Raw genomic sequence first — 20,214 nt, 5'->3', positions numbered from 1 at the left:
CGGGGCAATCGCCGCCTTGCGCATCCCCGGCGGCTGATGTCTGCTGTCCGCGCCCGCCGCCCTGCCCCGTGACCAGACCACCGGAGACCGCCATGCCCCGCCCTGCCCACCGGAGCCCCGACACATGATGTCCCGGCTTTTCTTCCGGGGGGCGATGCCGCTCTACATGCTGGGCTGCGGCTTCCTGCACCGCCGTCACCACCCGAAACCGCCTTTCGACATGGGCAGGTTCACCCGGGACCTTGCCCGGTTGCCCGCGCCGAAACCGCTGCCCGAGGCCCTGCCCAGGCGCATCTTCCTCTACTGGAAGCAGGGGTTCGAGAATGCCCCGCCCCTCGTGCAGGCGATCCGCAACCGCTGGCAGGACCTCAATCCCGGCTGGGAGGTGGTGGAGATCACCGAAGAGACCGAAGAGCAGTGGGTCGACATGTCCGATATCCATCCGGCCCTGCCCATCGCCACCCGCAGCGACGTGATCCGGCTGCGGCTCATGGCCCGGCACGGCGGCATCTGGTCGGATGCGACGCTGCTGCCGATGAAACCGCTGGAGGACTGGCTCGGGGCGCTGATGGACGAGGGCTTCTTCGCCTTCCGGCAGGACATCCCCTATCGCCGGGTGTCGTCGTGGTTCCTGGCCTCGGTGCCGGGCAACCCCATCGCCAACCGCTGGCAGGACTGGTTCGGGCGCTACATCGCCCGTCGCCCGCATCCGATCGCCTATTTCGCCGTGCACTTCAGCTTCCTCGCCGCGATGCGCGGCGGGTCCGCAGCGGCCCGGTCCTGGCGCCGGGTGCCCGCGCTGAGCGCCGACGGGCCGCATCACCTCAAGTGGCTGCTGCACGGGGCCGCCGATCCGGCCCGCCTGCCCTCCCCGGAGGAACTGGCCGCCGTGCCGGTGTTCAAGCTCGCCTGGAAGGGCGACGCGGAAAGCATCGAGGCCGTGCGTGCCAAGCTCGCGGAGTTCGGGATCGCCGATCCCTGGTCTCAGGGCGCCGGCGGCACACCCTCCGGCCAGAGCGCGTAGTCCCGCGCGTAGAAGTCCCGGACGAAATCCGTGATCGTCTGCCCGTCCGCCTCCGACAGGGCCAGCCTGCGCCCCTGCCCCGTGGCATACCGCGCCTTTGCCAGCGCCTTGCCCCGGTCCAGCACCGCTGACACCCCCGGCACGCGCTTCAGCGCCCCCTGCAGGCCCTTCGCCGCGTGCAGCCATTGCGCCGCCTTCGGCAGGTCGTAGGTTTGTGCCGCGCGTTCCTGCCGCGCCTCGAGCGCGGTTCCGGTGCGCCCGGACAGCCGGGCAAAGAGCGCGGCGATATCGCCGGTTTCATAAGCCGTCACCGCAACCCCCCGCTGCGCCGAATGCCAGTAAAGGTGCTGGGGCCGGAAATGGGTCAGCGTGAAGTCGTCCACGACGTTCTCGGCGACACCCTTGGCCGCCAGGGTGCCCACCACCCGCAGCACCATGTCCCGGCCCTCTTCGGGGCTGACAAGGCGCAGGTCCGTGTCCGTGAAGGTGCGGCAGTATTCGGAGACCGAGGACAGGAAGCGCCTCTGCGGATCGCGCACGAGGCAGAAGAGGTCGTAGTCCCGCACCTGCGCCCAGAGCTCGGGATAATACCCGGCGAACTCGTCGATGCCGAGATGCGCCCGGTCGACCGTGACGCCCCGCGTCTGCGCCGGATCGGCGTGCCACAGACCGAAGCCGATGTCGTGGAAGGGCTCCATGGCGCGGCGGATGGAGGTGCCCCCGGCCTTGGGATTGTGGAAGAAGACAAAGCGGTGCTTGTGCGAAATGATCATGGGAGAAGGGCTCCACGGGAAATCGGCCCCGGCGGATGCCGGTCTTTTCCGGGAGTATCGCGCGGGCCCAGGACTCTCAAGCAGCCTTGCAGGACGAGGCGGGGTGCGTTCAGCGGCAGCCTTTCAGACATCATGACGCCATCTTCCGGATACCATGAAGCTATCTATTCAGTATCACCCGGCTACCACTGAGCTATCACAATGATATCTCAATGATATCTCAATGATATCTCAATGATATCAAAAAGCTAACCAGTAGCTATCCGATATCTTCTCGGTATCTGGTAGCTACCCGATATCCTGCAGGTAACAGTTGAGTAGCGGATAGCTACCGGCTACTCTCCCCCCATAACAAAACACATACATGAGGGAGCAGTTCTCATGCCGATCATATCCTTCGCCAACCCCAAGGGCGGGGCGGGCAAGACCACGACCGCCTTGCTGCTGGCCATGGAACTCGCCGAGCGCGGGGCCGGAGTCACCGTCATCGACGCCGATCCCGAGCGCTGGATCTCGCAATGGGCCGGGCTGCCGGGCAAGCCGGACAACATCACCATCCAGAGCGACGTGACCGAGGAGAGCATCGTCGAATGCATCGACGAGGCGGCCCAGGACAGCCAGTTCGTCATCGTCGATCTCGAAGGCACCGCGAGCCTGATGGTCGCCAATGCCATCGGCATGTCCGACCTGGTGGTCATCCCGCTGCAGGGCTCCTCCATGGACGCCAAGGGCGGGGCGAAGACCATCCGCCTGATCCGCAACCAGGAGCGCCTCGCCCGGCGCAAGATCCCGCACGGCGTCGCCCTGACCCGCACCAGCGCCGCCGTCACCTCCCGCGCAATGAAGAACGTGCAGGCCCAGCTCGCCCGCGCCGGGATCGAGGTCTTCCAGACCCCGATCGTCGAACGCGCCGCCTTCCGCGACCTCTTCGACTATGGCGGCACGCTGGCGACGCTCGATCCCGCCCTCGTCAGCAACATCGACAAGGCCCAGGCCAATGCCCGCAGCTTCGCGGGCGAGGTGCTGTCCTGGCTGAAATCCAGCCGCATGGCGGAGGTCGGATGATGAAGGAACGCGCAGACCTCGGCTTCGACGACGAACTCGACGGCTTCGATCCCGCCGACTGGACTCCGAAGGCCAAGCCGAAACCCGAACCGGAGGCCCGCGAGAAGGCCCGGGAACTGGCGGAGGCCACCGGCTTCCGCTCGCGCGAGCCGGCCAGACCGGCACAGACCCCGAAACCGAAGACGAAACCGGCGGGGCAGGGGACCCGGACCCCAGCGGCGGAGAAGAAGCCCCCGCGCCGCCGCCGCACCGGGCGCAACGCACAGTTCAACATCAAGACCACGCCGGAAACCATCGAGGCCTTCTGCGCCATCGCCGACGCGCGCGGCTGGGGGCTGGGCGAGACGCTCGAGCACGCGGTCCTCCTCCTGCAAAAGGACAAGGGCTGACGGTCTCCGGACGGCCGGAAGGGGCGGGACATCGCAGGATCCGACCCTTTCCCGGCCCCGGCACGGCCCCGTCAACGCGTCCCGTCGGCCCCTGCGAGGTGTCCCGACAGCACCGGAGGCGTGTCCTCGACAGCCTCTGTGAGGCGTCTGGGGTGTTATATATGTGTTAGATATAGTGTTACGCCCTCGCGAATCGGCTTTTTCCGGAACAAATCCAACCGCTTGCAAACACCCCCCGTGTGTAAAGTGGTGATTCTGCGTGTGCAAAGTGGTGATTCCCCGTGTGCAGAGTGGTGATTCCCGCTCCGATTCGCCGCAGGCCTTCCGCCGTTGACCGTAACCCCTTGAAACCGAGTCGCTTTCTCTCTTGCATCCGTGTGTGATGTGTCGTTTGAGCGTGGGCGAAGTGTCGTTTGGGTCTTGGCGTGTGTGAAGTGTCGTTCTATGCTGCCCCGTGTGTGAAGTGTCGAAGGGGAAGCTGCCATGACCACCGACTATCCGCTCCTGCCGGACCGCCACCCGCAGGGAGACTTCTTCGTCTGCGACATCCTCGATGCCGCGCCCAAGGGGGACGTGGGGTCGATGGAGCACCCGATCTTCTCGCTCAGCACCAAACCGGACACCCGTCCGCGCAAATACGAGCACAACGGCATGACGGTGGAAATCAAACCCTCCGTCGACGGACTCGCCACCGTCCACGACCGCGACGTGCTGATCTACTGCATCTCCTCGCTCATCAAGGGCATGAACGAGGGCAAGGAGCCGCAGCAGGTCATCCGCTTCCAGGCCGCCGACCTGCTCAAGGCCACCAACCGCATGACCACGGGGCGCGGCTACAACCTGCTGAAGGCCGCCATGGAACGCCTCGCCGGCACCCGCATCTCGACCAACATCACCACCGGCGGTCAGGAGATCTTCGAGACCTTCGGCCTCATCGAACGGGCAAGGATCGTGCGCGAGACCCGCGACGGGCGCATGCAGGAGGTCGAGGTCAAGCTGTCGGACTGGGTGTTCAACGCCATCCGCGCCCAGGAGGTGCTGACCCTCTCCCGCGAGTACTTCCGCCTGCGCAAGCCGCTGGAGCGGCGCATCTACGAGCTTGCCCGCAAGCACTGCGGCCGCCAGCGCGAATGGCGCTGTTCCATGGAGATCCTGCAGAAGAAATGCGGCTCCGGCTCCACCCTGCGCGAATTCCGCCGCCTCGTCTCCGCCATCGCCAAGGAGGACGAGGAATACGGCCACATGCCCGACTACGAAATCCGCATCGACGAGGACAAGGACCATCTCATCGCCCGCTCCCGCGGCACCGTCGGCCCCGACATCTCCGACATGGTCCGCATCCCGGAACTCGACCCGGATGTCTACGACATGGCGCGCGCCGCCGCACCGGGCTGGGACGTGCGCATGATCGAGCAGGAATGGCGCCGCTGGGCCTCCGAAGTGCCGCGCAACCCGGAAATGGCCTTCCTCGGCTTCTGCCGGAAGTGGCATGAGCGGCGCGGCGCGCCCTGAACGGGGCGCATCGGCAACGCTTTGCGCTTCCGGGCGGGCGCGGCCAGGAATTCTTGCAATTTAATTAAGCAATCGCTAACAAACTGTGGTGGAAGAGGGGCCGTATTGGCAACAAAGGCATTGAAGGCTGTTACGCTGCGGAAGCCCTGACCGGCAATCGCGTCAGGGTGGAAAGAACAGGTTGGGATCATGGATTTCTGGACAATCGTCACGGCGGCCTATTGCCTGAGCACAATCATGGCGGTCACGCTGACCTATCAGGAACAGAAGAAACGCGGGCAGAGCACGCCGGTCTACACGGCGATCGGATACCTGCTGTGCATGGTCTGGCCGGTCGTCGCGGCGGTCATGCTGGTCTTCTACCGGCCGCGGGAAGCCGGGACCTGGGCCGGGCGCCTCGACTGAGCGCTGCGGGCCTCTCCCGATCCGTGCGGACACGGGCAGGGGGGAAAGACGAGTCGAAACGATCCTTTGCCTATTGCGGCAGGTGTGATCGAAAGCGGATGAGTGGTTAACGATTTTCAGCACGGGATGCCCGGACAACGGGACGCGGCATCGGACTTCGGGGGAAGATGATTTCATGTCGGCCTATGCCTATACAGATGCCGAGCGGCTGTCCCTGAGCGACACCGGCCTCACCAAGACCCATGACGAGGCGCCCCCCTCCGCAGCCTCTCCCGGGCTCTACCGCGCCTTCGGCAAGCGCCTGATCGACATCCTGCTGGTCCTGGTCACCGCCCCGGCGGTGCTGCTCGTGATGCTGCCGATGATGCTGCTGGTCGCCTGCGACGGCAGCAGCCCGTTCTACACCCAGATGCGTGTCGGCCGGCATGGCCGCGTCTACCGCATGTGGAAGCTGCGCAGCATGGTTCCGGACGCCGACGCGCGGCTCAAGGCCCATCTCGACGGCGACGCCGAGGCCCGCGCCGAATGGGACCACCATCAGAAGCTGAAGAACGACCCGCGCATCACCCGTGTCGGCCGCGTCCTGCGCAAGTGCTCGCTCGACGAGCTGCCGCAGCTGTGGAACGTGCTGCGCGGCGACATGAGCCTCGTCGGCCCGCGCCCGATGATGGTCAGCCAGCGGGACTTCTACCCGGCGCGCGACTACTACGACCTGCGCCCCGGGATCACCGGCCTGTGGCAGGTCAGCGCCCGCAACGAAACCGGCTTCGCCGAGCGGGCGCAGTTCGACACCGCGTACAACCGCCGCTTTTCGCTCGGGCAGGATCTGAAGATCCTCGTGGCCACGGTGGGTGTCGTGCTGCGGGGTACCGGGCACTAACGCGTTTCCGGTTGAACGCGAGGCACGCATACCCTGCCATACCTTGTATTCTCGGGACATGCGTGCCGCTCGATGGTTCAAGGTCAAACCAGAAACGCCGTGACGCCGCGCTCCGAAATCTTCAAAAGATTTCGGTCCGATTTCTTTTGAAGAAATCGGGGCCGCGCTATCCCCTCGGCCTCAGTCCCGGCACCAGGGCCATCGCCAGCGACGCCGCGACGAAGCCGCCGAGGTGCGTCTCCCAGGCCAGCCCGCCGGCTTCCAGAACCCAGGCCAGCCCGTTCAGCGCCGCGATCAGCGCCGTGCGCCCCAGCACCATGCCCCAGATGCGCCGCCGCGAGGCTCCCTCGTCCCGCATCGCCTGCGCGTCGGCGGCGATCCAGACCGCGATCAGCCCCATGATCGCCCCCGAGGCCCCCACCATGGGCCGGGGACTGGCCGAAAGCAGGCCGAAGCCCACCGCGCCGCCCACCGCCGCAATCCCGAACAGCAGCACGAAGCGCCCGGCGCCGAGCCGTCCCTCCAGCTGCAGGCCGAGCCAGCCCATGGCCACGAGGTTGCCGAGGAGATGTTGCCAGCCCGCGTGCAGCGTCATGTAGCTCAGGAACATCAGGACAGGCTGCGCCGCGTAGTTCGGGGTCCAGCCGTGCAGCAGCCCCGCCCAGAAACCGCCGTACTGATAGGCGAGGGGCCGCCAGAGCGGCGAGCCGATCAGCCCCCGGTCGGCCAGCATCAGCACGACCTCAACCGCGAGGAACAGCAGGCCAAGCGACAGCCAGACCCACCGCTCCGGGGGACTCCCGTTCCGGGAAGCGGGGGCGAGGCCGGTCACGGGCGTGCGGTCCTTTCTCGGGGCAGGGCAGGCGTGATCCGTCTTGTCGCGCCTCAAGGCCGTGAAAGCAAGCCGGCGCCCTGCCGGCCTACTCCGGAATGAACCGCGGCAGCTTCGGCAGCACCTCGGCCATCAGCCGCTGCAGCCGCGCCTCCGCGTCTGACTCGCTCTCGTCGCGGCCCATGGGGGTGACGAAGCGCACCAAAGCCCCGTCCGAGCGCTGCCGCGTCAGCCCGTCCCAGACCACGCCCGCCTTCACCGCATAGTCATTGGTCATCCGCGCGCCGCGCTGTTCGAACCAGTAGTAGACCATCTGCTTGGACAGACCCTTCTGGATCACCGCCCGGTTCACCGTGAAATCGCCGTAGACCGTGCCCGGGAAGGACACCGGCACCGATTGCAGCGAGGCCATCTCCCAGCCGCCCACCGGCAGGCAGACCTCGGGCGAATGGATACCCGCGCCCTCGGTCTGTTTCTGGTAGAAGGCCGAGAAGAAGTTCACCGGCTGCGCCTCACCCGGCGCCATATAGGTGGTGTTGACGTAATCCGTGGCCTTGAGCACCTGAACGACGTCCTCCTCCAGCGGCAGGCTCTGCCCGCGCCAGCCCTCGATCTCCTTGGGGAAGAACAGGAAGTTCTCGCGCATCACCCGCTCGCCCTGCGGGGCAGGGGCGGCGTACCAGCCCCCCACGATCAGCGCCGAGACGGCGGCGGCGGCGATCAGGCCGCGGCTCGGGGTCAGCGCCAGCACCTTGGCGCTTTCCCCGCCCAGCCCCTGGAAGTCGAGGTCGATGGTATCGGCCAGCGTCTTGGGGCTGCGCGTGGTGTGCTGGAGGACCACCGCCAGCAGGAACAGGATGCCGACGCAGGCGCCGAAGATCACCCAGCCCTCGAAGACATGCAAAAAGCCCTCGGCCTGCTCGATGCCGAAGTAATTCACCAGGATGCCGATCATGCCGATCCGGAAGGAGTTCATGAACACCGTCAGCGGCGCGGCGGTGAGGAACAGCAGCGCCTTGTGCCAGAACGGGCCGCGATAGAGGATCGCGGTCAGGTAGCTGAACGACAGGATCGGGAAGAGGTAGCGCAGGCCGGAGCAGGCCTCGGCCACCTGCAGCTTGTAGACCCCGAGGTCGATCACGTTGCCCTCGAGGAAGACCGGGATGCCGACCATGCGGATGAACATCACGCCCAGTTCGGAGGAGATCAGCTGCAGTGCGATCGTCAGCTTCCAGTACAGGAATTGCGGCAGCTGCAGCATGAAGATCAGATGCAGGACGGGCAGCTGGTGGGTCCTGCCGCGCTGCCAGCCCATGCAGGTCAGCACCACGCCGCCGACCCAGATGATGAAGGCATAGGTCACCACGTCCGGAATGCGCACGAGGTTGCCGAAGATGCCGAGCAGCAGCGCGAGGCCGACCACGATCACCCCGGGCAGCCGGTTCACGGGCTGGAGCGGATCGGCGGGCGGCGCGTTGCGCAGCTCGCGCAGGAACAGGTAGAGCGAGATCAGCGGGATCAGCGGTCCATGGCTGTACTCCGGCGTCATCCAGGCCTTGCCGAGCGAGACGAAGCCGAGCCAGAACACCGGCAGGGCGACGAGGCAGAGCAGGACGAACCAGAGCAGCCCGGCGGGGTTCAGCCCCTGCACGGGGGACCGGGAAAGACTTTCGGAAAAGGACATCAGCACCTCGGGTATGTGGTGAGCCGCAAAAGCTGCGCCCGGCGGGGGCCGGAAATTTCGAAGATCCACGCGATATTAAAGGGCATCGGGGCAAGTGGGAACCGCTTTTCGCCGCCCTTTGCCTGACAAGACCGCGAGCACGGCCGCCCTGCGCCGGCTCAGTCCCGCGCCAGACGCGCCTCGATCCGCGCCAGCCGGTCGGCGAGGGCGGCATTCTCCCGCGCCTGTGCCTCGATGATGGCCTGCTGCTCCAGCGTATAGAGCGTCAGCTCCTCGATCTTCTTCAGCTGCGCCAGCTGCATCCGCGCCATGTCGAGTCCCTCGCGGGTCACCTCCGCCGCCGAGGGCACCTCGGGCAGGTGGCCATTTTCGGCGATGAAGCCCGAGACCTCGGAGAGCGGGCGCAGCGCGTAATCCGCATCGAAGACGTAATCCGGCACGGTCAGCGCCGTGGCCCCCACCACGAACCCGCCCGGCACCGTCAGCACGCCATCGGCGCTCAGCGTCATCTCCGGCCCATCCGGCACCGCATCGGCGATGATGAAGCGGTGCGGGGTCCTGTCCTCATGGGTGAAATACCACGTGGTTCCGGCCCCCGTGTTCTCCAGCGAGAAATACGAGCCGCCATTGTTGCGCATGGTGAACAGGCCCCGGGGGCCGGGGACACCGCTGACGTTCTGCACGATGATCCCCTGCTGGCCGTCGGTGGCCGTGTCGGCGGAGTTGATCTGCAGCGGGGATTGCGGGTTGGTCGTGCCCATGCCGATCCTGCCGTCGAACCTGACCCACAATGCCCCTTCCGGCGCATTGTCGGCGATGCGGAACGGGTAATTCAGGGTGCCCCTGTCCTGCAGGTGGAAGCCGCCATTGGCGAAGGTGATCATCCATTCCGAGCCGCCAAAGGTATCCTGCATCCGGATCTTGTTGGCGCTGGCCGTCACGATGTGCAGATCGGCCTGCGGCAACTCGGTGCCGATGCCGACCTTGCGATCCGCGCCCAGCACCAGGGTCGAAGAAGACGCGGCGGCCTTGATCGTCATGACTTCCAGCCCGGTCGACGCGTCGATGAACATCAGCTGGTCTTCGCCGCCCGAGGTCGTGTCATTGGCCTGTATCGCCCAGTCGCGCGACGGAAAGCCGCCAAAGTTCGAGGTATCGTCAAAGAGGAGCCGCGTGTTGTTGGCCTTGATCTCGATCTGGTTGTAATTGCTGTTGAAGGCTTCGCTGATGGCGCAATTCGCACCGACGCACAGGTTGTCCAGGATGCTGGGATTGGTGGTCGAGAGCACTTCGGCAAGACCGGAGCAGGGGAGTGCGGCGAGGACGGCGATGCAGGGGCTTTGCAAAATCCGGGGCATGGCAATTTCCTTTGAGCGGGCAATCGGGGGGGTGCAGAGGCCGTCACCGGCCTCCCAATGCGGCAACCATAGCACGAAAGGGGATCGCGGGTCGCCGCCGGGTCAGTCCCGCGGCAACAGCCCTTCAAGCCGGGCCAGCCGTTCGGCCTGCGCGTCGATGAGCGCCTGCTGCTTGAGAATATAAAGCGTCAGCTCCTCGATCTTTTGCAGCTGCGCCAGCTGCATCCGGGTCAGATCCAGCCCGTGCTCGGTCACATCCGACGCCGAGGGGACATCCGGCAGGTGTCCGTTCTCGGTGATGAAGCGGGAGACCTCGGACAGGGGCCGGAGCGCGTAATCCTCCGCAAACACGTAATCGGGCACGTTGAGCGTCGTGGAGCCGACGACAAACCCGCCGGGCACCGTCAGGACCCCCTCCGCGGTCAGGGTCATCTCCGGCCCGTCCGCGACGGCGTCGGTGATGATAAAGCGGTTGGGGCTGGCGTTTTCATGCACGAAATACCACGTCGTGCCGCTGCCAGTGTTGTCGAGCGTGAAATAAGACCCGCCGTTGCTGGCCATCTTGAACATCTCGCGCGCCACACCCGCATCGCCGCCGGTGTTTTCGACCGTCAGGCTGGCGGTGCCGTCGTCGCGCGCGATATGCAGCGGCACGGCGGGCGTTCCGGTGCCAAGCCCCACGCCGCCCGCATCATCGACGTACAGCGCATTGTCCGGCGCCGCCCGTTCGAGTCGGATCGGCGTGGTGCCTGCAGTCACGTCCGCAATGCTGAACGCGGTTTGCCCGATCAGCCGCCATGTCTGCGGCGGCACCAGCCAGGTGCCGATCTGCTCGAAGCGAAAGCTGGGGCCGAAAGTGTCGACCGCGTGTACCCGGTCCTGCGGCAGCAGAGTACCGAGGCCGATACTGCCCGCGCTGTTCATCCAGAAGGCATTGTCGGGCGCCCCTGCCTCGATGGTAAAAGGAATGGTTCCGGCGGTGGCATCCTCGATGGCAAAGCGGTCGATCCCGCCATTGGTCAGGGGGTCGGGATCGTTGATCCGGAGGCGCCATTCGTTGTCGGGGCTGGTTGACGTGGAGGTGTCGTTGAATTGGATGCCGGGCTGGGTACTGCTGAGCTTCAGAACGTATGCGGAGAGGAAGGGCTCGGAGGCCGAGCAGTCTTCACCGACGCAGGTATAGCCGTCGAGGACGCTGACATCGTTGACGAAGAGATCGGCCACTCCAAAATTGCCATCCTGAATTTCGACGCCGCTGTTGAAGATGTCCTGCGCAAAGGCAGGGGCAGCGAGGGCCGCACCGATGCAGAGGGCGGAAAAGGCGCTTTGGCGAAATGTCACGTCAGGCTCCCGGAAATGATGTGCCTGCCTGACGTCCGGAGGTGCTGGCACGGTGATCGGAATTCGAAAGGGCCGGACACCCGCGATCTGATCCGGCCAGTTAACAAGGTGCGGGTCCGCCCTGTCAAACCCTTGCCCCCGTCAGCGGGCCGCGAGTGTCTCCACCAGCGCCTCGAGCCGCGCGATGCGGGCGTTCATCCGTTCGGCCTCTGCGGTGCGCATCCGGTCGCGCTCTTCCAGCTCGGCAATGTAGAGATGCGCCTTCTCCAGCTCGTTCAGCATCCCGCCGGTCATCTGCGTCAGGTTGAACGGGCCGTCCTCGGGGGTAGGGCCAACGTTCGGCAAGTGTTTCAGCGTCTTCATCATCGCCGCCTGCTCGGCAATGCTCGGCAGCGGATAACCCGCGTCGAACACCCGGTCACACCCGGCCGCGCAGCTCCCGGCGGTGAAGAGCTGGCCCTGAATGGTCAGATCGCCTTCCGCCGTCAGCGTCATCTCCGGCCCGTCGGCCACGCCATCGGTGATGATGAAGCGGTTGGGCGGGGCCTGTTCGTGAGTGAAATACCAGGTGGTGCCGCTGTCGGTGTTGTCGAGGGTAAAGTAAGACCCGCCGTTGTTCGACATCTTGAACATCTCGCGCACGGCGACGGGGCTCAGGTAGGTGTTCTCGACCAGCACCCGGGCGGTGCCATCGTCGCGCTGCACATGCAGCGGGGCGGCGGCGCTTGAGGGGCCGATCCCGATATCGCCATCGTCGAAGACCGACAGCGCAAAACTCCGCGCCCCGGCATTCACCCGGAACGGAAAGGTGTTCGCCAGATCGTCATGCATCACGAAGCCGCCCGCCGCCACATACATCTCGAAGTTCTGCGCCGCGCCCTGCGTGCCGTCCTGTTCCAGCCGGATCGACGGGCCGCTGCCGCTGACGATATGCAGATTCGACTGCGGCAGGCTGGTGCCATTGCCGAGATGGCCGTTGTAGGCGACCCAAAGCGCATTCTCCGGCGCATTGCCCTGCACCGTGAAGGGGATGTTGCCGGTCTCGCCGTCCTTGATCGAGAACCGCTCAAGCCCGCCGCTGTCGGGCTCATTGACCAGAAGCTTCCATTCGCGGTCCGGGAAAGGCGGGTCGGAGGTGTCGACAAAGGTGATCGAGGGGGTCGGATCGCGCAGCTTCAGCGTCACATCGCTGCCGAAGGTCTCGGTGCTGGCGCAACCGTCCCCGATACAGACGTCCCCGCCCAGCACGCTGACATCCGTGACAAAGAGGTCCGCCTCGGCGGCGTTGCCATCGGAGATCGTCACCCCGCCGGTGAAAACGTCCTGCGCGGCGGCGGGCGGGGCGAGGGCAAGCGCGAAGAGGCCGCAGGCGGCGAGCCGTGTCAAATCCATCCGATCAAATCTCCCGCCGCCCGCGCGGGGCCGGGCGGCCAAGTGTCCCTGAAATCAAAGGTCCGCACCCGCCGGAGCCATGGGGCCAAGCCTAGGGTTCGGGCCGGTTCCTGTCAAAACGCGGGGGATCGGCGGTGCCGCCGCCTCGCTGGCGGAGCGGACCCTCGCAGGCCGGCTCAGAACCGGTGCGCGAAGACCTTCGCGATGGACACATAGACGCTGTCGCTTTCCGCCCAGCCGCTGCCCGCCGTGGTCTCGCGCAGCATCACCCGGCGATACCCGGCGTTCAGCGACCAGTCCTGCGGCAGCTTGTGCGTCACCGCGAGGCCGAATTCGCCGCGGGTCTTGGTCTCGCCGGTCGCGAGGGTTTCGCTGTCCAGCCACGACAGGTTCACCTGAACCCCGGTCAGCGGGCCGATGTCGTGGCTGTAGCCGAGCGAGGCCTGCGTGAAGAGGGCCTCGCTGTCCGTCGTGCCGCTGGTCAGCCCGCGTTGCAGCCGCGCGGAGAGGGAGCCGCGGGGCAGGGGGCGGGTATAGCTGAGGGTGCCGGTCAGCGAGTCCGACCCTTCGGCGCTGCGGCTGGCCCCCAGCGTGATGCCGAAGGAGCCGAGCGGCAGGTCCCCGGACCAGCCGGTGTTCAGCGTGAAGCCCGTGCCTTCCTCCACCTGCCGCGCCGAGAGGCCCAGCGTGAGCTTGCCCCGGGGCCGCTGCTGCGTGAGGCCCACCCCGAGCGCGATCGTCTCCCGCGCCGGGCTGCCGTCCTCCTCGTAGAGCGTGTAGCCGAGGGTGCCGGTCATCGTCAGCGTTTCGGTCAGCGCCAGCTTCACATCGCCGTTCAGCGCATAGCTGCGGTTGTCGAAGAACAGCGTCGGGTCGGTCTGGAAGTGGTCCACCTGGGTGGCGGCGAGGCGCAGTCCGCCCTCCACCGGCCCGTCGATGCCGAAACGCAGCATGGCATGGGCGGCGAGCCTGCGGCGGGTGCCGTTCTCCTCGCGGTCGACGCTGTCGATCAGCTGCTCGACGGTGTCGATGCCATCGGGCAGGGTGCCGTCCTCGTCGAGGAAGTCGAACAGGCTGCGCAGGTAGGAAACATCCTCGACCCGTGCGCTCAGCCCGGTCTCGAAGCGCGAGCCCGCCCCGATCCGGGCATAGGTCAGCTCCGCCCGCGGTGCCTTCAGCGCGAACTCCACATCCTTGTCCGGATCGGGCGAGGAGACGTGGCGCAGCGTGCCGCCGACGGTCAGGCCGATGAAATCGGTGCGGGTCTCGCTCGACAGGCTGAAGGCCAGCCCGGTGTTCGAGGTGAGCGTGGTGCCATCCGCGCCCGGCGTGAGGTCGGCGTTCCGCGTCGCCTCCAGGCGCTGGCTGACGGCGAAGCGCAGCCAGACGCCACCCGAATCCGCGGCGTCCTGCGCCGCAAGGGGCAGGGGGGCCAGCCCCAGGACAAGGCCGACGGCAGGGAGGGCACGCAGCGCGGCCATGGTGCGCCGTCAGGCCGTCATTCGAACAGGCGGCGCTGCGGCACCACGAAGACGTCGCCGTCCTGTACCGTGGCCAGCCCGGCGCCGCTCTGGCCGCGCTCGATGTGCTTGTAGTTCAGCGTGTAGATGCGCTCGCCGGTCTCGGTGCGGCGGCGCAGCTGGATGCGCTTCTTCGCGGCGAAGTTGGTGAAGCCGCCCATCTGCGCAAAGAGCTGCAGCACCGTGGTGCCCGGCTCGACCTCGATCAGCCCGGTCTTGCCGGTCTCGCCCAGCACGTAGATGCGGTACAGTTCCGGCGCCTCTTCCTGCTGCGGCTCCGGCTCCTTGATCCTGCTGACCCCGACATAGACCGTCGGCGTGATCGAGAAGTTGTTCGCAAGGCCCGCGGTGATGGCCCGCTGCACCTGGGTGACGGTGCGTCCGGCGGCGAGGATGTTGCCCGCCAGCGGCATCGAGACACGGCCGTCCGGCAGCACCAGCAGCTCGCGGTTCAATCCCTCGTCCTCCAGCACCTCGACCCGCAGCACGTCGCCGCGCTGGATGCGGTAGGTGCCCTGGGCCTCGGCTGTCGTGCCAAGGGCAAGCAGCGCGAGGCAGAGCGCGAGACAGGCGCGGAAAATCGTCATGATGGGTCCCCCGGGACTGTGGCAGACGTCACGGGCCGGACCGCGACGGGCAGAAATCGCACCCTGTATGCCGGGAACGCCCCCGGCGTACAATGTCCCGGGCCGCGCGCGGCCCGGAAATGTGGCGAAATTGTGGCGGCCGGGTCCTGCGTGGGTCCGGCGTGGCGCGAAGCCTTGCGTCAGAGCGCGCTCAGCGCCTCCTCGGCCTGCTTGCGCCAGGGCGCGCCCTCGCCGCCGCCGAGGTCGAGGCTGCGTTGCAGCTCGGTCTTCGCCTCCTCGGTCCGGCCCGCCTCGGCATAGGCGAGGCCGAGGTGCGCGGCGACGCTTGCCTCCTCGGGCAGCGCCTTGGCCGCGGCCTCGAGCTGCACGATGGCCTCCTCGACCTCGCCGCGCTGGAACAGGATCCAGCCCAGCGTGTCCTGGAAGGCGGGCACCTCGGAGCCGGTCAGGCGGCGGGCGATGGCATAGGCGCGGTTCAGGTCCTGCGGGTCGTCGCGGTGGTTCGAGAGCATCGAGGCAAGGTTGTTGGCCACCACCACATCCGAGGTCTGTTCCTCGTAGAGGATTTCGTAGATCGCGATGGCATCCTCATATTTCCCACGCTTTTCAAGGCGGTAGGCCTCAAGAAGCCGCAGGCGGCGGGACTTCGGCAGCAGCTCCAGGCTGCGGCTGACCAGCTGTTCGGCCTCGTCTTCGCGGTCGGTGGCGCGCAGCAGCACCTGCAGTTGCAGGATCGCCGGTTCGATGTCGGGCTGCCGCGAGAGCAGGTCGCGGTAGATGTCCTCGGCCTCCTTCAGCTGGCCCTGCAGCGCGTGCACGTTGGCGCTCAGCAGTTCGAGCGGGATGCTGTCCGGGTTCGCCTCGAGCTGCTCGTCGACATAGGCGCGGGCCTCGTCGAGCCGCCCGGTCAGCACCTGGGTGCGCACCAGCTGGATCACCGCCGAGAGATCCGCGCCATTGTCCGCGTCGATCTGCGAGCGCAGGTAGTCGAGGCTTTCCTCGATGCGGTTCTGCCCGAGCAGGATGGAGCTCTGGTAGACCCGCGCAAGCTGGCTCGCCTGTGGCGTGTCGATCTGGCGCAGGGTGTCGATGATCGACTGCGCCTGCGGCCATTTCTGCTGGCGCAGGTAGATTTCCCCAAGCAGACCAAGGATTTCCACGTTCCCTTCGGCATTCTTGCGGGCCGCGATCAGCACGCTTTCCGCCTGTTGCAGGCGGTTGCGGCTGACCAGGTAACGGGCATAACGCACCGATTCCACCGGGCCGTTGTTGGAGATCTGCACCGCCATGGACAGGCGCTCCTGCGCCAGTTCCGGGCTGCCGTCGCGCAGGTGCGCCTCGGCCATCAGCGCCAGGATGTCGGTGTCGCGCGGGCTCTGGTCGAGCGCGGTGCGCAGGTCGGAGATCGCCTCGCCGGGCTTGTCGTCCTGGATCATCCAGGCGGCGCGCAGCTTCAGGCCGCCGACATGGGTCGGGTCCTCCTGCAGCACGGTCTCGACCTGCTCGCGGGCGCCGACCACGTTGCCGGTGGAGACCAGCATCTGGGCCAGCATCACGCGGATGCGGCGGGTCTGGTCGGAAGGCTGCGCGCCCTCGATCACCGCCTGCATCGCGGCGATGCCCTCGCTCTGCTTGCCGGTGGCGAAATCCGCCGAGGCGCGGGCGGCGCGGTAGAGCTCGCCCGGGGCGCCCTCTCCGGCTTCCGCGATCAGACGGTCGAGCTCGGTCTTGGCGGCGTCCGGGCCCTGCGTGCGCTGCAGCAGCTCGACGATCGCCATGTTGCCCTCCGGGTCCTCCGCCGGGGTGCCGGCCTCGGCGCGCAGGAAGGCCTCGGCCCCGGCGAAGTCCTGCTGCGCGATGTACCAGCGGATCAGCGAGGTGCGGATGTCCTCGTTGCCGGGGAACAGCGCGTACATGGACTGCAGATGCGGCCCGATCTCCTCGATCCGGCCCAGGTTGGCCAGCAGCTGCGCCCGCATCATGTTGAACTCGAGCGAGGCGGGGACGGTCTTCAGCGCCAGGTCGACCTGCTCCAACGCCGCCGCCGAGTCCTCGCGGCGCAACAGGTCGTCGATCACCACGCGCCGGGCCGCGATGGCGTCCGGGGCCTCCTCCAGCAGCGTCCGGGCGGCCTCGGCGGCGGTGGCCTGGCCGTCCTCGTTGCGGGCCAGGACGGCGGTGCGGTAGCTCAGCGCCGTGGCGATGGCGCGGGAATCCACCCGGTCCGGGCCAAGCGCGATGGCCTGCTCGCCGTGGCGGATCGCTTCGTCCCAGTTGCGCCGCTCCAGGGCCATCAGCGCCAGCCGCTCGCGGGCCTCGACGGTGTCGGGGTACTGCTCGACCAGCCGCAGGTACTGGCCGTAAGCCTCCGGGTAATTGCCGCGCTCGTAGTTCAGACCGGCATAGAGCAGCCGGGCCTCCTTGTGGAAGCCGTTGTGGTTGAACACGTTGCGCAGCTCGATCAGGGCGCGGTCGACGTCCTGTTCCTCGAGGTAGGTCAGCGCGGACTGGTAGAAGCGCTCGGCCTTCTCCTCGTCGCTTTCACAACCGGAAAGCAGGGTCACCGAAACGAGCAGCACGGGAAGAAGTTTGAAAAGTCTAAGCATTTTTACAGTCATTCAATTTGCGGAAACGGCCCTGATCTTGCGGCCCTAACTATGGGCAATCGGCCCCTGTTGTCGACAACGAACCGGCTCCGGGCGGCATCAAATCTCCGTTTTCCGGGGCTTTGCTCCGGGTGCCGCCGGGTCCGGCGCCGCCGGGCCGGTCCGGGCAGGGTGCCGGATTTTTGGGCGGAACCACGCCGGATGCGCGGCGGGGTGGTCCCTGGCGGGGGCGGGGTCATGCCGCATTGCCTGTACCGGGTCCAGAATGTATGTCATACCGGACTGGAAAAACCTTGCATCCCCGGGCACCGTCCTCGATGAGCCTGACCTTTCATTACGCGTAGCCCGGAACCGACCGTTTCATGAATAACCTGCAGCTTTACCTCAATCATTTCGGGCTTCACTCACGACCTTTCTCGCTCACCCCGGACCCGGACTACCTCTTCTGGACGCCGGCGCACAAACGCGCCTGGACGCTGCTGGAATACGGGCTGCTGACCTGCGCGCCGATCACCCTGATCACCGGCGAGGTGGGGGCGGGCAAGACCACGCTCCTGCGCCACTTCCTCAATTCCGCCGATCCGCACCTGAGCATCGGCCTCGTCGCCAATGCCCACGGCACCCGCGGCGAGCTGATGCAATGGGTGCTGCAGGCGCTGGGGCTGGAGATTCTCCCCGGAGAGGGCTACGTCGCCCAGTTCGACCGGCTGCAACAGTTCCTGATCGCCGAATATGCCGCCGGGCGCCGGGTGGTGCTGGTCTTCGACGAGGCGCAGAACCTCACGCGCGAGTCCCTCGAGGAGCTGCGCATGCTGACCAACATCAACTCCGGCGCGGACGAGCTGATGCAGCTGGTGCTGGCCGGTCAGCCGGAGTTGCGCGACATCGTGCGGCGCCCGGACATGGCGCAGTTCGCGCAGCGGGTGGCGGTGTCCTTCCACCTCGGGCCGATGTCCGCCGACGAGATCCGCGGCTACATCGCCCACCGGGTGGAGGTCGCGGGCGGCAAGCCCGACCTGTTCTCCGATACCGCGGTGGCGCTGATCTACCGCATGACCGACGGCGTGCCGCGGCTGGTCAACCAGCTCGCCGAGCTGTCGCTGCTCTATTCCTTCGGCTCCGGCGAGGACGCGGTGTCGGAAAAAAGTGTTCAGGCGGTGCTGGACGACGGTGTATTCTTTGGCGCCGGCTCCTCGCCGCGGCTGGTCCCGACCGCCGAAGAGCGGGAAGCGAGTATCGGTAAGAGGGCCGAGTGATGGATCTTGGGTACTATTGGCGCATCCTGCTGCGCAGGCTTCCCTGGCTGATCATCCTGGTCGCCATCGGGGGAGGCGTCGGCCTGTATTTCGCCAAGACCCTGCCGCCGGTCTACGAGGCCAACGCCCGCCTGCTGGTGGAATCCGAGCAGATCCCGGACGAGCTGGCCGCCTCCACGGTGCAGACCGCCGCGACCGAACAGATCCAGATCATCGAGCAGCGCATCCTGACCCGCGAGGTGCTGCTGGAGATGGCCAACCGGCTGGGCCTCTATGCCGGCGTGACGCAGATGGCGGCGAGCGACAAGGTCGAGGACCTGCGCAAGCGCATCCGGATCAACCTGCAGGGCGGCGCCCGCGGCCAGGCCACGCTGGTCAACGTCAGTTTCCGCGCCTCCGGCGCCCAGCAGGCGGCGACGGTGACCAACGAGATCGTCACGCTGATCCTGAAGGAAAACGTGTCGATGCGGACCACGGTCTCCGGCCAGACGCTGGACTTCTTCACCCAGGAGGTGGACCGCCTCGGGCAGGAGATGTCGCGGCTTTCGGCGCGGATGCTGGCCTTCCAGGAAGAGAACCTCGACAGCCTGCCGGACAGCCTCGACTTCCGCCGCTCGCAGCAGGCCTCGGTGCAGGAGCGCCTCGCGACGCTGGACCGGAGCGAGGCCGCCCTGAAGGATCGCCGCGACCGGCTGGTCGAGCTGTTCGAGAACACCGGCACCGTGCCGCTGGCCGAAGCCGGCCCGCAGCTGACCGTGGAGGAGCGGCAGCTGCAGGCGCTGCAGCGCGAATACGCCAACTCCGTGGCCGTGCTCTCGCTCGACAATCCGAAGGTGGCGGTGCTGCGCGCGCGCATCGACGCGCTCGAGAAGGTGGTGGCCGAGCAGCACAGCCAGATGGCCCGGGAAACCGGCGGCGCGGTTGCGGATGCGGTGGCCCCGCCGACGCCCTTCGAGCTGCAGCTCGCGGACATCGACGCCCAGATCGCGGCGATCCAGCGCCAGCGCATCGAGCTGGAAAAGCAGATGGCCGACCTCGTCCAGACCATCCAGTCGACGCCGGGCAACACCGTGACGCTCGACGCCATGCGCCGCGACTACAGCAACCTGCAGACCCAGTATAATCAGGCGGTGGCCAACAAGGCCCGCGCCGAGACCGGCGACATGATCGAGGCGCTGTCCAAGGGCCAGCGCATCTCCCTCGTCGAACAGGCGATCGCGCCGCAGGACCCGGTCAGCCCGAACCGCCCGCTGTTGCTGGCTGGCGGGGTCGGCGGCGGCCTGATGCTGGCGCTCGGCTTGATCGTGCTGCTGGAGATGATGAACAGCGCGATCCGGAGGCCGTCGGAACTCGGCGACAAGCTCGGCATCGCGGCGCTGGCCACCGTACCCTACATCGAGACCAGGGCGCAGCTCCGCCGCCGCCGCATGGTGCGCGTCTCGGCGCTGGCCGTGGTGGTGCTGATCGGGCTCGGCGGGGCCTGGGTGGTGATGGGGCCGGGGGTGTCCTTCGGCGGCGACCTGATCCAGCGCATCCTGAGCCAGATCAACTCCCTGAAGCTCGCAGTCTTCTCCTGAACCAAGAGGCCCC

The 20,214-nt window shown here is 67.0% G+C and carries 17 protein-coding genes; 8 read left to right on the top strand and 9 right to left on the bottom strand.

What is annotated here, in order from left to right; genetic code table 11:
* Positions 1 to 127: 127 nt before the first annotated feature.
* Entirely contained in the window at positions 128 to 1,024 is an 897-nt protein-coding gene (locus ACP159_RS23940; RefSeq protein ID WP_425102253.1) for a capsular polysaccharide synthesis protein, read from the top strand.
* On the opposite strand, the gene ACP159_RS23935 is transcribed toward ACP159_RS23940, so the two are convergent.
* Positions 985 to 1,797: a hypothetical protein gene (locus tag ACP159_RS23935; protein ID WP_425102252.1), complete on the bottom strand. Its 813-nt coding sequence runs from the start codon at positions 1,795 to 1,797 to the stop codon at positions 985 to 987. The genes ACP159_RS23940 and ACP159_RS23935 overlap by 40 nt on opposite strands.
* A 381-nt stretch (positions 1,798 to 2,178) precedes the next feature.
* Here ACP159_RS23935 and ACP159_RS23930 point away from each other — a divergent pair, with 381 nt between their 5' ends.
* The 5 genes from ACP159_RS23930 (at position 2,179) to ACP159_RS23910 (ending at position 6,048) form a co-directional block, all read left to right on the top strand.
* Complete coding sequence (locus tag ACP159_RS23930) at positions 2,179 to 2,862, top strand: ParA family protein (RefSeq protein ID WP_425102251.1); 684 nt, start codon at positions 2,179 to 2,181, stop codon at positions 2,860 to 2,862.
* Positions 2,862 to 3,251, top strand: a complete 390-nt coding sequence (locus ACP159_RS23925; RefSeq protein ID WP_425102250.1) for a hypothetical protein — start codon at positions 2,862 to 2,864, stop codon at positions 3,249 to 3,251. Before ACP159_RS23930 ends, ACP159_RS23925 begins: the two co-directional genes overlap by 1 nt.
* Before the next feature lie 483 nt (positions 3,252 to 3,734).
* Positions 3,735 to 4,763 (top strand): replication initiator protein A, encoded by a 1,029-nt coding sequence (locus ACP159_RS23920; RefSeq protein ID WP_425102249.1) that lies wholly within the window; start codon positions 3,735 to 3,737, stop codon positions 4,761 to 4,763.
* 189 nt (positions 4,764 to 4,952) lie between these two features.
* Positions 4,953 to 5,168 carry a hypothetical protein gene (locus ACP159_RS23915; RefSeq protein WP_425102248.1) on the top strand — a complete coding sequence of 72 codons (216 nt, stop codon included), beginning with the start codon at positions 4,953 to 4,955 and terminating at the stop codon, positions 5,166 to 5,168.
* 175 nt (positions 5,169 to 5,343) lie between these two features.
* Positions 5,344 to 6,048: a sugar transferase gene (locus ACP159_RS23910; RefSeq protein ID WP_425102247.1), complete on the top strand. Its 705-nt coding sequence runs from the start codon at positions 5,344 to 5,346 to the stop codon at positions 6,046 to 6,048.
* Positions 6,049 to 6,214: 166 nt separating this feature from the next.
* On the opposite strand, the gene ACP159_RS23905 is transcribed toward ACP159_RS23910, so the two are convergent.
* The 8 genes from ACP159_RS23905 to ACP159_RS23870 form a co-directional block, all read right to left on the bottom strand.
* Positions 6,215 to 6,880, bottom strand: coding sequence for a rhomboid family intramembrane serine protease (locus tag ACP159_RS23905; protein ID WP_425102246.1), 666 nt, complete (start codon positions 6,878 to 6,880; stop codon positions 6,215 to 6,217).
* An 88-nt stretch (positions 6,881 to 6,968) separates the two neighbouring features.
* Entirely contained in the window at positions 6,969 to 8,531 is a 1,563-nt protein-coding gene (gene xrtD / locus ACP159_RS23900; RefSeq protein ID WP_425102245.1) for a VPLPA-CTERM-specific exosortase XrtD, read from the bottom strand.
* A gap of 191 nt (positions 8,532 to 8,722) precedes the next feature.
* Entirely contained in the window at positions 8,723 to 9,922 is a 1,200-nt protein-coding gene (locus ACP159_RS23895) for a hypothetical protein (protein WP_425102244.1), read from the bottom strand.
* Between the two features lie 102 nt (positions 9,923 to 10,024).
* Positions 10,025 to 11,263 carry a hypothetical protein gene (locus ACP159_RS23890; RefSeq protein ID WP_425102243.1) on the bottom strand — a complete coding sequence of 413 codons (1,239 nt, stop codon included), beginning with the start codon at positions 11,261 to 11,263 and terminating at the stop codon, positions 10,025 to 10,027.
* A gap of 141 nt (positions 11,264 to 11,404) precedes the next feature.
* A complete protein-coding gene (locus tag ACP159_RS23885) occupies positions 11,405 to 12,655 on the bottom strand; it encodes a hypothetical protein (RefSeq protein ID WP_425102242.1) in 1,251 nt (416 codons plus the stop codon).
* Positions 12,656 to 12,831: 176 nt separating this feature from the next.
* Positions 12,832 to 14,136 carry a hypothetical protein gene (locus tag ACP159_RS23880; RefSeq protein WP_425102278.1) on the bottom strand — a complete coding sequence of 435 codons (1,305 nt, stop codon included), beginning with the start codon at positions 14,134 to 14,136 and terminating at the stop codon, positions 12,832 to 12,834.
* Positions 14,137 to 14,153: 17 nt separating this feature from the next.
* Positions 14,154 to 14,762, bottom strand: coding sequence for a polysaccharide biosynthesis/export family protein (locus ACP159_RS23875; protein ID WP_425102241.1), 609 nt, complete (start codon positions 14,760 to 14,762; stop codon positions 14,154 to 14,156).
* Between the two features lie 179 nt (positions 14,763 to 14,941).
* Positions 14,942 to 17,368, bottom strand: coding sequence for a tetratricopeptide repeat protein (locus ACP159_RS23870; RefSeq protein ID WP_425102240.1), 2,427 nt, complete (start codon positions 17,366 to 17,368; stop codon positions 14,942 to 14,944).
* Between the two features lie 362 nt (positions 17,369 to 17,730).
* Here ACP159_RS23870 and ACP159_RS23865 point away from each other — a divergent pair, with 362 nt between their 5' ends.
* Both ACP159_RS23865 and ACP159_RS23860 read left to right on the top strand, forming a co-directional pair.
* Positions 17,731 to 18,624 carry an ExeA family protein gene (locus ACP159_RS23865; protein WP_425102239.1) on the top strand — a complete coding sequence of 298 codons (894 nt, stop codon included), beginning with the start codon at positions 17,731 to 17,733 and terminating at the stop codon, positions 18,622 to 18,624.
* Positions 18,624 to 20,201: a GumC family protein gene (locus tag ACP159_RS23860; RefSeq protein ID WP_425102238.1), complete on the top strand. Its 1,578-nt coding sequence runs from the start codon at positions 18,624 to 18,626 to the stop codon at positions 20,199 to 20,201. The genes ACP159_RS23865 and ACP159_RS23860 overlap by 1 nt, the downstream gene beginning before the upstream one ends.
* Positions 20,202 to 20,214 lie beyond the last annotated feature (13 nt).

This window comes from Tropicibacter sp. S64 (assembly GCF_049803835.1).
GTDB lineage: Bacteria > Pseudomonadota > Alphaproteobacteria > Rhodobacterales > Rhodobacteraceae > Pacificoceanicola.
This window is presented reverse-complemented; position numbering and strand designations above follow the sequence as displayed.